This is a genomic window from Priestia filamentosa, from assembly GCF_900177535.1.
GTDB lineage: Bacteria > Bacillota > Bacilli > Bacillales > Bacillaceae_H > Bacillus_I > Bacillus_I filamentosa.
Genome location: NZ_FXAJ01000003.1, coordinates 272,092 through 286,113, shown reverse-complemented (window position 1 = coordinate 286,113; position 14,022 = coordinate 272,092). Strand labels below are relative to the sequence as shown.

The following is a 14,022-nucleotide window of genomic DNA, read 5'->3' as shown; positions in this document are numbered from 1 at the left end:
TTCATTTTACTTTCGAATAGATACCGCGATTTCTCTAGAACGAACCGTTTTCTTTGATGAGATTTCAGCTTCAATTTCTTCAAGCGTTTTTCCTTTTGTTTCAGGAACAAATTTATAGACGAATAGAAAGGCAAAGATGCCAATCGCACCGTACGTAAGGAAAAGCGAACCTGAGCCAAAAGAATTTAATAAAACAGGAAATGAAAGGGATACAGCAATGTTTGCTAACCAAAGCGTCGTACTTGCTAATCCGATTGCGGTACCTCGAATTCTCAGTGGAAAAATCTCTGCAAGGACAACCCAGACAACCATTCCCCAACTGGCTGAATACGCTACCATAAATAAGCATAAGCATGTTAATAAAAGCCATCCCGGCGCTGTGAAAAATAGCGTGCTAATCCCAAGCACAACAAGAGCAATAGACATTCCTACATTACCGAGCAGCATGAGCATTCTTCTACCTATTTTATCAATCAGAACTAGACCAATCATTGTAAAAAGTAAGTTTACAATTCCAATTCCAATTGTTCCAGCAATAGCACTCGAAGCCCCAAAACCTGCGTTTTTTAAAATGGTTGGGGTGTAATAAATGATAGTGTTCGTTCCAATCACCTGTTGAAAAATAGCTATTCCTACCCCGATGAATAAAATGGGTTTTACAGCTGGAGCAAACAGAGCGGAGAAAGGTACTTTTTTTGCTGTTTTTACTTCTTGAATACTTTTAATTTCTTCTTCAACAAGTTTTGCATCACGCGTTAGAAGCAAAACTTTTCGCGCGTCTCCTTCTCTGTTTTGTTTTAATAACCAGCGTGGACTTTCCGGCATAAAAAACATTCCAACCATTAAAAGAACAGAAGGTACGACGGCTAGAAGCAGCATCCAATCCCATCTTCCTGAAGCAGAGAAAGCGAAGTTGACGATATAAGCCATAAGAATCCCCAATGCATTCATTAATGTATTTAGTGAGGCAACTCTTCCGCGTATTGCTGCCGGTGCCATCTCTGAAAGATAAAGCGGTACAAGAGCAGAAGCTCCCCCAACAGGAACACCAAGGAAAATCCGAAATAACACAAGGACTTCCACGGTTGGTGCTAAACCTGTTCCAATTGCTCCAATTGTAAATAGAACACCAAGCAATATAATCGTTTTCTTTCGACCAAACTTATCAGCTATAGGTCCACAAATAGCAGCCCCAACTAAGGCACCGATTAAAACACCGCTTACAACTAGTCCTTCCATAAAAGGGGTCAATTCTAAATCTTCCTTAATAAATAACAGCGCTCCAGATATAACGCCTGTATCATAGCCAAAAAGCAACCCACCTAAAGCTCCGAAAAAATAAATGACGCTAATATATGATTTTTTAGATTTCATAACGTCCTCCAAAACAACTGTAGTTTTTATTTACCTCTTGGCTGCTTTCATACTGCGCTCTTTTTTATTTCCTACATTGTGAAGTTGACTCTCTTATAACGAGCTTTGGTGAAAGAGTTACTCGTTGTTTTACATCGCTTTTTTGCTCAATCTCACTTATAAGAAGTTCAATGACTTTTTCACCCATCTCTTTCTTTGGCTGTTCAATTGTTGTAAGCTGTGGATCGCTAATTTTAGCAAGTATGCTATTATCAAAGCCAATCACAGAAAGTTCATGCGGAACGGAAATATTTAAAGAACGAGCAGCTTGCAAAACCCCGAGAGCAAGAATCTCGGTTGAAACGAAAATAGCAGTTGGTCTTTCTGAAACATCTTTCAGCAGTTTTAAGCTTGCTTTTTTACTTTCATGAAGATCGTGCGGACAGTAGACAATATCTTTATCATTAAAAGGAAGATTTGAAAGACGAAGACCTTCTTTAAATCCCTCTGCCCGCTGTTTAATAGAAGGAACATCAACATCCTCTGCAATCATGGCCATCCTTTTATGCCCAAGATCAGCAAGATGAGTAGCTGCTTCGTATCCACCTTGAAAATCATCAACTACCACCGTCTGGAGCGGAAGATAAGGAACATCACGCGAAAGCATCGCAACAGGCATATCGCTATCAACAAGCTCTTTTATTGCTTTTCTGTTTTTTAATCCTGTTGCAATAATAAGTCCATCAACATATTTTTGACGAAGCATTGAAATATATTGATCTTCTCTTGTTGAGTCATTATCTGTACTGCAAATAATAACGTTAAATCCCCTCTTCCTTCCGCTGTCCTCCACGGCTCTTGCTACCTCAGCCATAAAGGGATTTGCTACATCTGGAATTAGTAATCCAATTGTTTTAATTGCTTTTTTTACAGATGAAACAACGCTTGGCTGATACTGAAGTTCTTCGATTATATTACGAATTCTTTTTTTTGTTTTTTCACTAATGTTTCCTGTTCCATTTAATACTTTTGAAACGGTTGAAATCGAAACGTTCGCTTTTTTGGCTACATCATATATTGTCGCTTTCACGGGAAAACCACCTCTACTGTTGTTTACCATAAGTATAAGCGAACTTCGATTTCCTAAAAAGCTCTTCTCTGTCTTTTCTTAGACAAGATTTGAAACAGTGTGCTCAATTTGAATTGGTTTCTTTTGCATAACAGATTCAATGCAAGCACGTGCAATAAGAAGGGCCATTCTTGCTTCTTCTCCTCCAACTGCTGTTTTTTCGTTATTTTGAACAGCATTTACAAAAGAAGCTAATTCTTCTACATAAGCATCGTGTAATAGATGCTGATCATAGCGAAGTGTATTATAACTTACTCCATCTTTGTTATAACGCGTCATATTAGATTCTCGAATACTTCCAATTGTCATCATCCCTTTTGAACCGAACGCTTCTGCTCTTACATCATATCCATATACAGCTTGGAAATTGGCTTCTGCGGTAGCGATTGCTCCATTATCATATTTAATTGTCACAACAGCCGTATCCAGGAAACCTCTTTCCTTAAAATCCGGTCTAACTAAAGCATCTGCTACAGCATATACTTCTATAGGAAGAGCTCCTGGATTTAGATAGTTTAAAACATCAAAGTCATGAATGAGTGTTTCCAAAAATATTGTCCACTCTGGAACAGGAGCTGGATCCGCTAATACTGGGTCTCTTGTTAAAGAACGTAAAAGCTGTGGCGTGCCAAGATCCCCTTGTACAATCTCATGATGTGCGCTCTTAAAATCTTTTGAAAATCTGCGGTTAAATCCTACTTGAAGAGGAACATTGTACTCATTAACTGTTTGAATAACCCGATCTGCTTCTTCGATCGTTACAGCCATTGGTTTTTCACAAAACACAGCTTTCCCATTTTGTGCTGCTCTAATAATATTTTCTGCATGTGTTCTGGCTGGCGAAGCGATCACAACTCCATCAACACCCGAATCTTTAAACATGTCTAACGGATTATCATACGCTTTGGCTGAGGAACCTAGTGTATGAATTAATTTTTCAGCAGCTCCGCTCACAGGGTCTGCTACAGCATATAATTCTGCTCCAGAAAGTCGTTTCTCTATTGTTTCTGCATGAAAAGCTCCCATTCTTCCCGCACCAACTAGACCAATTCTAAGTTTCTTCATCTCCAACACCCCTATGTCTGTTTTATCTAACTAGATATTTTTAGGAAAGCTCTTTCCTTATGAACCAATTGTAAGCATTTTCATTGTTAAGGTCAACATATTTTTTTATTATTCAGAAAAATACCCAAAGGACAAAGCATAGAAAGGCTTTAATTCTTTAGGTATGATAAAGAAGTGTGCATATAAACTTTCATTTTTTCCCTTCAATAGAATAACCATCTTTCATATAGTCACATCCATACTTTTCATAATAATCTTCAAGCTTTGTTGCCAAGTAGAGCTCATCAAATCCTTGCTCTTTTGCTTTTTGGATGCCATGCGCTAAAAGGCGTTGACCTAAGTCTCTTCCTCTCCATTCTTTTTTCACATAGATACACTTGTCGACTAATGAAATCTGTTCGTAATAAAACATAGGAAGCAATAATTTTATTTCCGTTCACCTTAATATAAAAACAGGGTAACTCTTCATCTGTATAACAAGAATGAAACATACAATCTTGATAAAAATGCTGATTAGCTTCTGTGCGCCAAGCATTCCAAAAGATTTCTACCGCATAATTAAAAAACTCCATTTTTTTCAATTCATAAATTCTCCTCTTTTCCGCTCATCTTTCTCCTCATTATAATCAACAGACTTCTACGTTAGTCTATAGTGAAAATTCATTCCTGACAGAAATACTTACGAAAACGCATGAACGTAAAGAACATGGAGATATTAGAAAAAGAGGAGGTGCTAATATATGACAAATCCATATCTTTGCCCAAGCTGCAAAACTAATCGCACTCGTTTCAACCTTATTTCTCAAGTTGCTCAATCTGTAAAAATGGATCCACAGTCTGGAGAAATTACAAATGAATATGATGACAGCAACCGGGATGCATTCCATTTAGCTTACAAAGGGCCAGAACGAAAAGTTCAGTGCGGAACTTGTGGGCTTGTGGAAGAAGAACAAACATTTATTAATCATGCCAAACTGAATCGCTAAAAGACTCAAGAATATCTTGAGTCTTTTTATTTACCTTTCTTATATAATGCACTTCTTCTCTTTTACTCGTATAATAACAAGAAAATGCATTATTTTTATAAAGCAAAGGAGGGCTTTTTCTTATGTATTCCGCTGAACAAAGCTTCATAAAGTTAACATCAGATCTCGCTCATATTATGCAATCTAAAGAGTATGAACATCGTGACATTATCTTTTTATGTATAGGATCAGATCGGTCCATCGGTGACTCTTTAGGTCCTTTAGTTGGAACAATGCTCAAAGAAAAAAAAATTCCCTTTGAAGTTTATGGTACATTAGAGACCCCCATTCATGCGTTTAATTTAGAAGATACGTTAAAAAAAATCACTAAAAGATTCAAGAAATCTCTCATTATCAGCATTGATGCTTCTTTAGGAGATGAGGATCATGTTGGGTCTGCTTTTCTTAAAAAAGGGCCTGTTGTCCCTGGAAAAGCCTTAAAGAAACTTCTTCCTAAAACAGGTGATTTCCATATCACAGGTGTTGTGAACTATGTTGATCCCCTCCCTTCTACTCAATTCCTCAATGATACACGTCTTTATATAGTAAGAAATCTCGCTCTGGCTATTTCAGAAGCTATACATCAAGCTTCGTTAGAAAATGTTCAGCATTTATGAAAAAAGCGGTTGTATAACCTCTGCTAGTTATACAACCGCTTTTTTATATAATAGCTCCTGTGATAACTGAAATTACGATCATTACTAGAGAACAGATGAGTGCCCATACAAAGGCATACTTTTGAATTTCACCAAGATCTTTTTTTACCATTCCGACGAGCAAGAGTGTTGAAGCAACAAGAGGGCTTAAAAAGTGAATAGGCTGACCTAATACAGAAGCTCGTGCAATTTCAACAGCTGTCGCTCCATAACTTGTTCCTGCTTCAGCTAAAATCGGCAAAACCCCAAAATAGTAAGCATCGTTAGATAAAATAAAGGTAAATGGCATACTTGTTAAAGCCACAACAATTGGAAAGAACGATCCTAGTGATTCAGGAATAATAGCGACTAGAGAATTAGCTATAGCATCTACCATTTTTGTACCGGAAAAAATCCCTGTAAAGATACCAGCTGCAAATACAAGCGTAACAACCATAATCGCATTTCCTGCATGAGCCATGATCCTCTCTCTCTGTTGCTCTATGTTTGGATAATTAATAATAGATGCTAAGACAAAACCAATTAGAAACAAGACTGGTATTGGAATTAGTCCCATGATTAGAATAACCATAACAGTGATAGTTAAGATCAAATTCAGCCACCGTAAATTTGGTCGCTTTAAGTTATCATGCGCAATAGAAGTGACGGCAGCTTCACTGATAGCGCTTTTCATCTCTGAAGCTGCCTTCATTGTAATAACTCCAAGGCGTTTTCGCTCTCTTCTCCCGAGCATGTAAGCAGTAAAAAGAATGGACAGCATACCTGCTAACATTGTAGGTACAATACCAATAAAAAACTCATTTGCATCCAAATGAAGAGAAGCAATTGCTCTTGTTGCAGGCCCTCCCCATGGTGTCATTCCGCTCATAATACTAACTGAAAGCAATGAAACAGTAGCTAAGATTAAAGGATTCATTCCAAGTCTTAAATATAGCGGTAACATAGCAGAAATAGTAATCATATGTGTTGTTGTTCCATCTCCATCTAATGCAACCGTCATAGCTATCACTGCACTTCCAACAGCAATTTTTACAGGATCACCTTTCACAATTTTGAGCATTGTTCGAATAAGGGGATCAAAGAGACCCGCATCTATTAGAATACCAAAAAAGAGAATTGCAAATAATAAAAGAGCTGCTGAAGGAGCTACAACTTTCAAACCATCAAGCATCATCTCTCCAATTTGTGACCCAAATCCCCCTAACAAAGCAAAAACAATAGGGACAATCGTAAGCGCTGCTACTGGTGAAAGACGTTTAGACATCATTAAGTACGTAAAAACAATAACCATTGATATTCCTAAAAAAGTTAAAATGTTAATTCCCTCCCCTTATAAAAAAGAAATCGCTTACAAAAACTTAAGAGATAATGAAGCGAAGTAAATAAAATTCCCCTTATGATTATTTACAGATTAGTCTAAACATTTTAATATGTAAAATATATTTTTTTGATAAAAATATTAAAAAAAACTTATAATCCAAATTTGAAAGAAAAAAGCACGCAATGCGTACTTTTATAGTTTCATCTTATTTATGAAATCAATGAATTGTTTTACAGCGGCAAGCTTTAATGAATCCTGATGGTACATAAGCCATGTATTACGCAGAACAGGTTCACCATTTTTATAAGAAAGACCATATGTATAAAGATTATCGGAAGGCTGCATGCAAATCTCCGGGAGAATAGAAACACCTAAATCATTTTTCACCATCTCTTTGCACGTTTCTTGTCGGTCAGTTTCCATTGTGACACGAGGAGGTGTGGAGAATCGGTCATTCCACCATCCTGTAATAAGATTTTTTAAAGAGCTATCTGTTTTATAGTTAATAAAAGGGATGGTCGTTAATTCGTTTAAATTCACTTCCCTTTTTGAAATTAAACAAAGGCGCTCTCTGTGAAGAAGCGTCTTCATTCCATGCCAGCGATAATTTCCTCGTAAAATGCCGAGTTGCACAACAGAAGAATTTAAAAGGTTCATAATCTCTGTGCTCCACCCTGTGTTTACGTTAAACTGAACAAGTGGAAACTGATTTGAGTATTGTTTTAAAATTTTTGGCAGTTTATATTGAGCAAAATTACTCGACGCTCCCAACCTTAAAGTGCCTCTAACCTCGTTTTTCATATTTAGCATATAATCTTTTGTAAGCTGTAGCTTTTTGATCATCTCCTCTGCATAGCTAGCTAAGTGAATACCTTCTGAAGTAAATTCAATCCCCCCTTTAACTTTTAAAAATATAGAAGTGCCAAACTCGTTTTCTAAGTTTTTAAGCCTGTATGTTAAAGCAGGCTGTGATACGTAAAGGCGCTCTGCCGCTCTGCTTATATTTTTCTCTTCATAGAGTGTTTTAATGGCTACCCAGTCCTTTTCATCCATTGTAATTCCTCCCTCATCTAGATTATAAAATTCTTTTATACTAACACTATAAAAATATGTATTTTACTTATAATTAAACATATCATACTATATTTTTAAAGGAAGCGGTACCAATGAAAATCTCATCATAAAGGTGGTTATCCTAATGAAAGTACCTGTAGCTCTAATGCGCGGTGGAACAAGCAAAGCCGTATTTTTTAACTATGATCATATGCCTTCAGATCATTCTCAATGGGAAGCTTTTCTGCTTGATATAATGGGAAGTCCTGATCAACGTCAAATTGATGGTCTTGGTGGTGGAAACTCTTTAACAAGTAAAGCTGCTATTATTCGTAAATCCACTTCTCCTCATATTGATGTTGAATATACATTTGGACAAGTGAGTTTAACGAATCAAACCGTTGATTTTAAAGGAAACTGTGGAAACATATCATCAGCAGTTGGCCCATATGCTATTGAGCAAGGTCTCGTCCAAGCGATAGAACCCATTACAACAGTACGAATTTTCAACACAAATACGAAAAAGCTTATTACGGCAGATGTGGAAGTTGAAAATGGCCATGTAAAAACAGATGGAAGCTTTTCAATTCCAGGCGTACCTGGTACAGGTTCTCCTATCTATCTTTCCTTCACCAAAAGTGAAGGAGCTGTGACAGGAAAACTTTTTCCGACTGGAAATCCTAAAGATACAATAAAAGTGAAAGATAAAATCTTGCAGATCTCAATTATAGATGTTGCAAATCCACTTGTATTTGTACGAGCTGCGGATATTGGCTTAACTGGAACGGAATTACCTCATGAATACACATCTGAACAATTGGATTTATTTGAAAGTATTCGTTCCATTGCTGCTGAACTATGCGGTTTTTCTTCTAAAGAAAAAGCAACCGTAAAAACTCCAGCTGTGCCAAAGCTAACTCTCATTGCTCCACCTATGAACTATATGGATGTAACAGGTGTAAATAGAGAAGCAAAAAATATGAATCTTGTCATTCGAATGATGTCTATGCAAAAACCTCATCAAGCATTAGCAATTACGGGAGCTATTTGTTCTACAGCATCAGCTTTCTTAGAAGATACTATTGTTTCTGACCTAGTAAAAGTAAATAATGCTATATTTCGTTTAGGTCACCCAGCAGGCATTATGGAAACAAAAGTTGATATTGAAGCAGGTCATATTCAAAGCATTAAAGTAGTTCGTACAGCTCGGAAGATTTTCGAAGGTTATGTTTATACAAAACAAAACTATGAACTATCTTACAATCTTGCTTAACTTTCTACTTTTAAAGTTCTAGTATTATTCTGTTGCTAAAAAGCCTTAACAACAATTAAGGCTTTTCTTTACATACATCCCTTCTTCTTTACTTTTTCGCATTCGCTAAATTTTCAACAAGTGCCTTTTCCCCAAATTCTTCATGAAGCAGAAGCTCTAGGAGAAGGCTTGCTGTTTCATCTGCTGTCTGAAGCTCTCCTTTTTCGTATGCTTCTTGAAATAAATGAACAAGTGGAAAACCAACTTTATGAACAGACCGAATTTCCTTTTGTAACTTTGTCTCGATAATCCCAGAATAAACAGAAGTAATGCGAACTGGCTTTTTCTTCTTTATTTAAGATTCTTTTAGCTAATACTTCTTCGATTCTACTCGTTCCTGTAAACACATAATAATTCATATCCCCCTCTCTAAATCCATATATATCCATAAATTCATATTGAAAGTTTATCACAAAAAAGAAAGGGTAACGTTCTTTTATATACTAATTTTTACAGGACGGTGAATGAAATGAACGCAGAAAAAACGTTAAATTTTAAAGATAAAGAGTATTTAAAAGAACAGATTTTTGACATTTTATCTTTTTATTATCCAAGATGTATCGATAAAAAAAACGGCGGATATATTAACGGCTTTTTAAGAGATGGAACAATTATGGATGAAGAAACAAAACATCTTGTTGGTACTTCTCGCTTTATTTATATCTTTAGCCTTGGAGCCCTTTTGGACGGTCCTGAATGGTGCAAGAAAGCAGCTCACCATGGACTTCAGTTTCTTGAAAATTATCATCGTGACAAAGAAAATAATGGATATTTTTTTGAATTAGAAAACCAAGAAGTTATCGATTCTTCAAAACAAGCTTATGGACACGCTTTTGCATTGCTCGCCTCTTCTATTGCTCTTCAAGCGGGAATTCCTGGAGCCAAAGAAGTTGTAAATAATTTATTCTCCATTACAGAACAATATTTTTATGATTCGGAGTATGGCTATTATATGGAGGAATGGAATGAAGATTGGACAAAGTCTTCTTCATATAGAGGGCAAAATGCCAACATGCATATGTGTGAAGCACTTTTAACAGCTTTTGAAGCAACAGGAGATAAAAAATATATAAATAGAGCCTATCATCTTGCTAAACGTGTTACAGGAGAACTTGCTGAACAAACAGGTGGGATGGTATGGGAACATTTCAAAGAAGATTGGAAACCAGATTGGGAGTACAACAAGATGGATACAAAGGATGAATTTCGTCCATATGGGTTTGTGCCAGGACATCAAGTAGAATGGAGCAAACTGCTTCTTTGGCTAGATCGTCACAAGTCAGAACCATGGATGCTCTCTCGTTCAAAGGAGCTCTTTCTAACAGCTTGGAAAAGAGCTTGGGACCAAAGCTTTGGTGGAATGTATTATTCACTGTCTCCAGAAGGAACAGTTATTGATCATGACAAAAATTACTGGGTAATGGCAGAAATTATTGCCGCTTCTGCTCTCCTAGCAACCAAAACAGGAGGAGATTCATTCTGGAACTACTATAATGAAACATTCTCCTACTGTAATAAGCATTTTATTGATCATACTTATGGAGCTTGGTATCCACTTCTTAGTGAGCAAAACAAACCTTATAGTGAAGAAAAGAGTTCAGCACCTAAAACAGACTATCATCCAGCATCTGCTTGTTATCAAGTAATGCGGGCCCTTTCATTTTTATAAAAATGAAAGAGAGAGGTTAGCTCAAGCTAATCTCTCTTTCATCTAGGAATAAGTTTTATACTCTGTACGGGTTGAACACAAAAGAGCGAGAAAATTATCGGTCTCCATAGCTCAAGATGTTCACTTCATTTGAAGCGCTTTATTTGCTATTTTTAAATCATTGCTTAAAAGGGCATTTAAATCATATGAAGGATAGTATCCTTTTTTATACATATAGTTAAAGATTTGTTCATGCCCTTTAATAGCTTTTAAAAGATGATTTGTAAGTACGTTGCGTAAAGAAGGAGTAGCTGTTTCCGTAATAGCAATTGAATAGTTACGAACAGAAGTTTTTAAAAGCCCTAATAAATCTCCTGAATAAAACCCAAGGTCACTTCGCCACTCTTCTTCCCGACCTGCTGGCGCTAAGGAATAAAACGGAATAAGCTCTTTAATATTGCCTTCAATATCAAGGATAGATTTTCGGTAAATTTCTCTTAAGTCTGGATCATTCACTTCTTTTATCATTTTTTTAAGCTTTATTAACCCATTGGATTGAAAAGCAACAAGCTCATGAATTTCAAGCGTCTCGTGCCATGCCAATGTTCTGCGTTCTTCCGTAGACATGATAATCCCTCCTCTAATCTCTTTGTTCGTCAACCCATCTTATTCTGAAACGAAAAAATGGTTAATTGTCCTAATTCAATTCTTCATTTATAGAAAGCATGTTTATAAAATGTTTGGTAAATCTAAAAGGGTGAAAAGAAATAAAAGAAAAACTTTTTAAAAAAGGGAGGAATACAAAATGAAAATGGCTGGAAATACTGTCCTCATTACAGGGGGAGGCTCAGGAATTGGATTAGCTTTTGCTGAGCGCTTCTTAGAAAAAGGAAACAGCGTCATTATTGTAGGACGTCGTGAAGAAAAACTTCAGGAAGCAAAAGAAAAGTTTCCTGAACTGCATACAAAAGTATGTGATCTTTCTAAACAAGAAGAACGAGTTTCTTTATTTGAATGGGTTACGTCTCACTTTCCAGATGTTAACGTATTAGTAAATAATGCCGGAATTCAGCAAAGAGTAAACGTGTTAAAAGCAACGGAGAGTTGGGACTATTACAGCAAGGAAATCCACATTAATGTTGAAGGACTAATCCATCTTTCCCTGTTATTTATTCCTTACTTTTTAACTCGAACAGATGCATCAATCATTAATATTTCATCAGGATTAGCTATAAGACCTGGCGCATGGGTGCCTATTTATAGTGCTACAAAATCAGCTGTTCACTCTTTTACAACTTCTCTGCGCCTTCAGCTTGAGAATACTCATATATCCGTTGTAGAAGTGTTTCCACCAGCTGTGAATACAGATTTAGGAGGGGCTGGTCTTCATACGTTTGGTGCTCCATTAGATTCATTTGCTGACTCAATTTTTGAGCGCTTTGAAAAAGGAGACTTAGAAATTGGCTACGAAGATTCGGAAAAAAGACTTCATGCTTCACGAGAGGAAAATGAAGAAGGAATGAAAAAAGCGTGGGAGGGATTTTTAAAAGGAAATCCTGACTTTTAACTTCTCCCTCGCTTCTTATAAAGCGAGGGAGAAGTTTTATGATAGGGGTGTTAAAATATACTCCGCATACTCTTTAGCACTTTTCTGAATTTCTTCTTTTGTTGCTTCGGACGTACCGTAAAAAAGATACGAAGGTAAAAAAGTTGTTCCAATTAAATTACTTGTTGCTTGAAATGGCTTCAACAGCTCGCTCATTGAATAATGATTAAGTCCTCCTGCTCTATACTTCTCTTCGCCACTTCCTGTTGTAACCGCTAAAATGAGCTCTTTTCCATGCAGCGCATTCCCATTTGCTCCATATGCCCATCCGTATGTAAGTACTTTATCTTGCCACTCTTTTAAAAGTGAAGGAGAGCTATACCAATAGAACGGAAATTGCCACACAATACGGTCATGCGCTTCGCAAAGTTCTTGCTCTCTTTTCACATCGATCTCTTCTTTATATTCTTGATAAAGTTCGTGAACCGTTATATTATCATGCTTTTTCAGCTCTTCCATCCATGCTTTATTAACTGTTGATTGTTCAATTGCAGGATGAGCGATAATCACTAAAACCTTCATATAAAATCCTCCTTTTATTTTCTTGTTTCCATTTTAACAGCCTAGTTCATTTCAGCCTAATGATTACACTTTTGATTATGGACATGTTTTCGCCTTACGTGAATATATTTAAAGAATAGCCGATGTGCTATCCATCTTTGAAGGAGTGACAGACTGTGAAAGGAAATCATGATAACTATGCTTCTATTTTCTTTCAACGTATTTTAAATACAATGATCTTCTTTTTAGGCATTATTCTTTCTTTGTTTCTTGTTAAAAAAACCATTTTTCTGATTCAAAGTCTTGCGCTACACGATGACAAAACATCTTACTACTCTCTTGTTGAGGGCATTCTCGTTTATTTCCTTTACTTTGAATTTTTAAGTCTTGTTGTGAAATACTTTCAAAACAACAATCATTTTCCCCTTCGTTATTTTATTTATATTGCAGTTACAGCCATTGTTCGATTGATTATCGTTAATCATGAAGAACCAATGACAACTTTCGTCTATACGCTAGCCATTTTAACTCTTATCATTTCTCTTCTTCTTACTAATCTGCGCTTTGTTCGTGATGACTAGAAAATCCTCGCATAAAAATTCCTCATTTGATAAACCTACTTATAAAACATCCTTTTAGATTATGTGAAGGAGCAAAAATGATGGACGAATATTTTCATCTGCTTTTACGCACACCATTTATGTTTGTTGTCATCCTAATCTTTTTTCGCTTAACAGGAAAAAAAGACCTCGGAGACGTTAGTGTTTTAGATGTTGGTATTACCCTTATGATTGCAGACTTAGCTGTATTAACTATCGAAAATCCTGAAAGCTCCATTTTCAAAGGGCTTCTTCCTATTATTTTACTAATTATTATTCAGTTTATCCTTTCTAAAGTAACGCTTAAAAGTCAAAAAGCTCGAGCCATAATGGATGGGCGTCCTTCACTTGTTATTGAACATGGAAAATGTAATCAAAAGGTGATGCGTGACCTCGGCTATACGTTAGATGATTTATATCTTCAACTTCGCAGCAAAGATATTGCAGACATCTCAAAAGTAAGCTTTGCTCTTTTAGAACCAACGGGGCATTTATCGGTTTTTCAGCATAAAGATGATTTTTCACTTCCGCTTATTTTAGATGGAAATATTCAAAGACAACATCTTCATCTGATTAATAAAGATGAAAAATGGTTAAAAGAAGAGTTAACAAAACTAGGAAACGAGAAAATTCAAGATATTTTCATTTGTAGTTATACAAATGAAGAATTTTATATTGAATTACTTGATAATAAAGCAGCAATAGAGTAAAAAAAGCTTTCTTTCCTTTCACAGAATCAGAGAAAGCTTTTGTT

General features: G+C 36.1%; 16 protein-coding genes. 7 read left to right on the top strand and 9 right to left on the bottom strand.

Features of this window, described 5'->3' with window-relative positions; translation table 11 throughout:
- Nucleotides 1–6: 6 nt before the first annotated feature.
- The 4 genes from B9N79_RS14960 to B9N79_RS14945 form a co-directional block, all read right to left on the bottom strand.
- Complete coding sequence (locus B9N79_RS14960) at nucleotides 7–1,386, bottom strand: sugar porter family MFS transporter (RefSeq protein WP_275080530.1); 1,380 nt, start codon at nucleotides 1,384–1,386, stop codon at nucleotides 7–9.
- 52 nt (nucleotides 1,387–1,438) lie between these two features.
- Nucleotides 1,439–2,443, bottom strand: a complete 1,005-nt coding sequence (locus B9N79_RS14955) for a LacI family DNA-binding transcriptional regulator (protein ID WP_040058207.1) — start codon at nucleotides 2,441–2,443, stop codon at nucleotides 1,439–1,441.
- A 78-nt stretch (nucleotides 2,444–2,521) separates the two neighbouring features.
- Nucleotides 2,522–3,547 carry a Gfo/Idh/MocA family oxidoreductase gene (locus tag B9N79_RS14950; RefSeq protein ID WP_046216788.1) on the bottom strand — a complete coding sequence of 342 codons (1,026 nt, stop codon included), beginning with the start codon at nucleotides 3,545–3,547 and terminating at the stop codon, nucleotides 2,522–2,524.
- Nucleotides 3,548–3,737: 190 nt separating this feature from the next.
- Nucleotides 3,738–3,959: a GNAT family N-acetyltransferase gene (locus B9N79_RS14945; RefSeq protein WP_253946773.1), complete on the bottom strand. Its 222-nt coding sequence runs from the start codon at nucleotides 3,957–3,959 to the stop codon at nucleotides 3,738–3,740.
- 328 nt (nucleotides 3,960–4,287) lie between these two features.
- Between B9N79_RS14945 and B9N79_RS14940 the strand changes: the two genes are divergently transcribed.
- Together B9N79_RS14940 and yyaC are read left to right on the top strand one after the other, a co-directional pair.
- A complete protein-coding gene (locus B9N79_RS14940) occupies nucleotides 4,288–4,533 on the top strand; it encodes a hypothetical protein (RefSeq protein ID WP_019393115.1) in 246 nt (81 codons plus the stop codon).
- A 122-nt stretch (nucleotides 4,534–4,655) separates the two neighbouring features.
- The gene (gene yyaC, locus B9N79_RS14935) at nucleotides 4,656–5,189 is read left to right on the top strand and encodes a spore protease YyaC (protein WP_048896721.1); all 534 of its coding nucleotides are present in this window, start codon (nucleotides 4,656–4,658) and stop codon (nucleotides 5,187–5,189) included.
- Nucleotides 5,190–5,232: 43 nt separating this feature from the next.
- On the opposite strand, the gene B9N79_RS14930 is transcribed toward yyaC, so the two are convergent.
- Both B9N79_RS14930 and B9N79_RS14925 read right to left on the bottom strand, forming a co-directional pair.
- Nucleotides 5,233–6,543 (bottom strand): CitMHS family transporter, encoded by a 1,311-nt coding sequence (locus B9N79_RS14930; protein WP_040058209.1) that lies wholly within the window; start codon nucleotides 6,541–6,543, stop codon nucleotides 5,233–5,235.
- Nucleotides 6,544–6,741: 198 nt separating this feature from the next.
- The gene (locus B9N79_RS14925; RefSeq protein ID WP_019393112.1) at nucleotides 6,742–7,602 is read right to left on the bottom strand and encodes a LysR family transcriptional regulator; all 861 of its coding nucleotides are present in this window, start codon (nucleotides 7,600–7,602) and stop codon (nucleotides 6,742–6,744) included.
- A gap of 145 nt (nucleotides 7,603–7,747) precedes the next feature.
- Here B9N79_RS14925 and B9N79_RS14920 point away from each other — a divergent pair, with 145 nt between their 5' ends.
- A complete protein-coding gene (locus tag B9N79_RS14920) occupies nucleotides 7,748–8,875 on the top strand; it encodes a 2-methylaconitate cis-trans isomerase PrpF family protein (protein WP_019393111.1) in 1,128 nt (375 codons plus the stop codon).
- A 245-nt stretch (nucleotides 8,876–9,120) separates the two neighbouring features.
- On the opposite strand, the gene B9N79_RS26170 is transcribed toward B9N79_RS14920, so the two are convergent.
- Nucleotides 9,121–9,273, bottom strand: a complete 153-nt coding sequence (locus B9N79_RS26170) for a hypothetical protein (protein ID WP_156134398.1) — start codon at nucleotides 9,271–9,273, stop codon at nucleotides 9,121–9,123.
- Between the two features lie 110 nt (nucleotides 9,274–9,383).
- Here B9N79_RS26170 and B9N79_RS14915 point away from each other — a divergent pair, with 110 nt between their 5' ends.
- Nucleotides 9,384–10,583: an AGE family epimerase/isomerase gene (locus B9N79_RS14915; RefSeq protein WP_046216787.1), complete on the top strand. Its 1,200-nt coding sequence runs from the start codon at nucleotides 9,384–9,386 to the stop codon at nucleotides 10,581–10,583.
- Between the two features lie 120 nt (nucleotides 10,584–10,703).
- Here the strand turns inward: B9N79_RS14915 and B9N79_RS14910 are convergent, their stop codons facing one another.
- The gene (locus tag B9N79_RS14910) at nucleotides 10,704–11,189 is read right to left on the bottom strand and encodes a spore coat protein (protein ID WP_019393109.1); all 486 of its coding nucleotides are present in this window, start codon (nucleotides 11,187–11,189) and stop codon (nucleotides 10,704–10,706) included.
- Nucleotides 11,190–11,367: 178 nt separating this feature from the next.
- Here B9N79_RS14910 and B9N79_RS14905 point away from each other — a divergent pair, with 178 nt between their 5' ends.
- Nucleotides 11,368–12,129, top strand: coding sequence for an SDR family oxidoreductase (locus tag B9N79_RS14905; protein ID WP_040058211.1), 762 nt, complete (start codon nucleotides 11,368–11,370; stop codon nucleotides 12,127–12,129).
- A 36-nt stretch (nucleotides 12,130–12,165) separates the two neighbouring features.
- On the opposite strand, the gene B9N79_RS14900 is transcribed toward B9N79_RS14905, so the two are convergent.
- Nucleotides 12,166–12,690 (bottom strand): NAD(P)H-dependent oxidoreductase, encoded by a 525-nt coding sequence (locus B9N79_RS14900; protein WP_019393107.1) that lies wholly within the window; start codon nucleotides 12,688–12,690, stop codon nucleotides 12,166–12,168.
- 155 nt (nucleotides 12,691–12,845) lie between these two features.
- Between B9N79_RS14900 and psiE the strand changes: the two genes are divergently transcribed.
- The gene (gene psiE, locus B9N79_RS14895; RefSeq protein WP_019393106.1) at nucleotides 12,846–13,250 is read left to right on the top strand and encodes a phosphate-starvation-inducible protein PsiE; all 405 of its coding nucleotides are present in this window, start codon (nucleotides 12,846–12,848) and stop codon (nucleotides 13,248–13,250) included.
- 80 nt (nucleotides 13,251–13,330) lie between these two features.
- Nucleotides 13,331–13,978 carry a DUF421 domain-containing protein gene (locus tag B9N79_RS14890; RefSeq protein ID WP_040058212.1) on the top strand — a complete coding sequence of 216 codons (648 nt, stop codon included), beginning with the start codon at nucleotides 13,331–13,333 and terminating at the stop codon, nucleotides 13,976–13,978.
- Nucleotides 13,979–14,022: the final 44 nt, after the last annotated feature.

What these genes read in the sequence shown, in the direction of transcription:
- B9N79_RS14950 (WP_046216788.1), bottom strand. Translation starts at nt 3,547, where the DNA reads ATGAAGAAACTTAGAATTGGTCTAGTTGGTGCGGGAAGAATGGGAGCT.
- B9N79_RS14945 (WP_253946773.1), bottom strand. Translation starts at nt 3,959, where the DNA reads ATGTTTTATTACGAACAGATTTCATTAGTCGACAAGTGTATCTATGTG.
- B9N79_RS14940 (WP_019393115.1), top strand. Translation starts at nt 4,288, where the DNA reads ATGACAAATCCATATCTTTGCCCAAGCTGCAAAACTAATCGCACTCGT.
- yyaC (WP_048896721.1), top strand. Translation starts at nt 4,656, where the DNA reads ATGTATTCCGCTGAACAAAGCTTCATAAAGTTAACATCAGATCTCGCT.
- B9N79_RS14925 (WP_019393112.1), bottom strand. Translation starts at nt 7,602, where the DNA reads ATGGATGAAAAGGACTGGGTAGCCATTAAAACACTCTATGAAGAGAAA.
- B9N79_RS14920 (WP_019393111.1), top strand. Translation starts at nt 7,748, where the DNA reads ATGAAAGTACCTGTAGCTCTAATGCGCGGTGGAACAAGCAAAGCCGTA.
- B9N79_RS26170 (WP_156134398.1), bottom strand. Translation starts at nt 9,273, where the DNA reads ATGAATTATTATGTGTTTACAGGAACGAGTAGAATCGAAGAAGTATTA.
- B9N79_RS14915 (WP_046216787.1), top strand. Translation starts at nt 9,384, where the DNA reads ATGAACGCAGAAAAAACGTTAAATTTTAAAGATAAAGAGTATTTAAAA.
- B9N79_RS14910 (WP_019393109.1), bottom strand. Translation starts at nt 11,189, where the DNA reads ATGTCTACGGAAGAACGCAGAACATTGGCATGGCACGAGACGCTTGAA.
- B9N79_RS14905 (WP_040058211.1), top strand. Translation starts at nt 11,368, where the DNA reads ATGAAAATGGCTGGAAATACTGTCCTCATTACAGGGGGAGGCTCAGGA.
- B9N79_RS14900 (WP_019393107.1), bottom strand. Translation starts at nt 12,690, where the DNA reads ATGAAGGTTTTAGTGATTATCGCTCATCCTGCAATTGAACAATCAACA.
- B9N79_RS14890 (WP_040058212.1), top strand. Translation starts at nt 13,331, where the DNA reads ATGGACGAATATTTTCATCTGCTTTTACGCACACCATTTATGTTTGTT.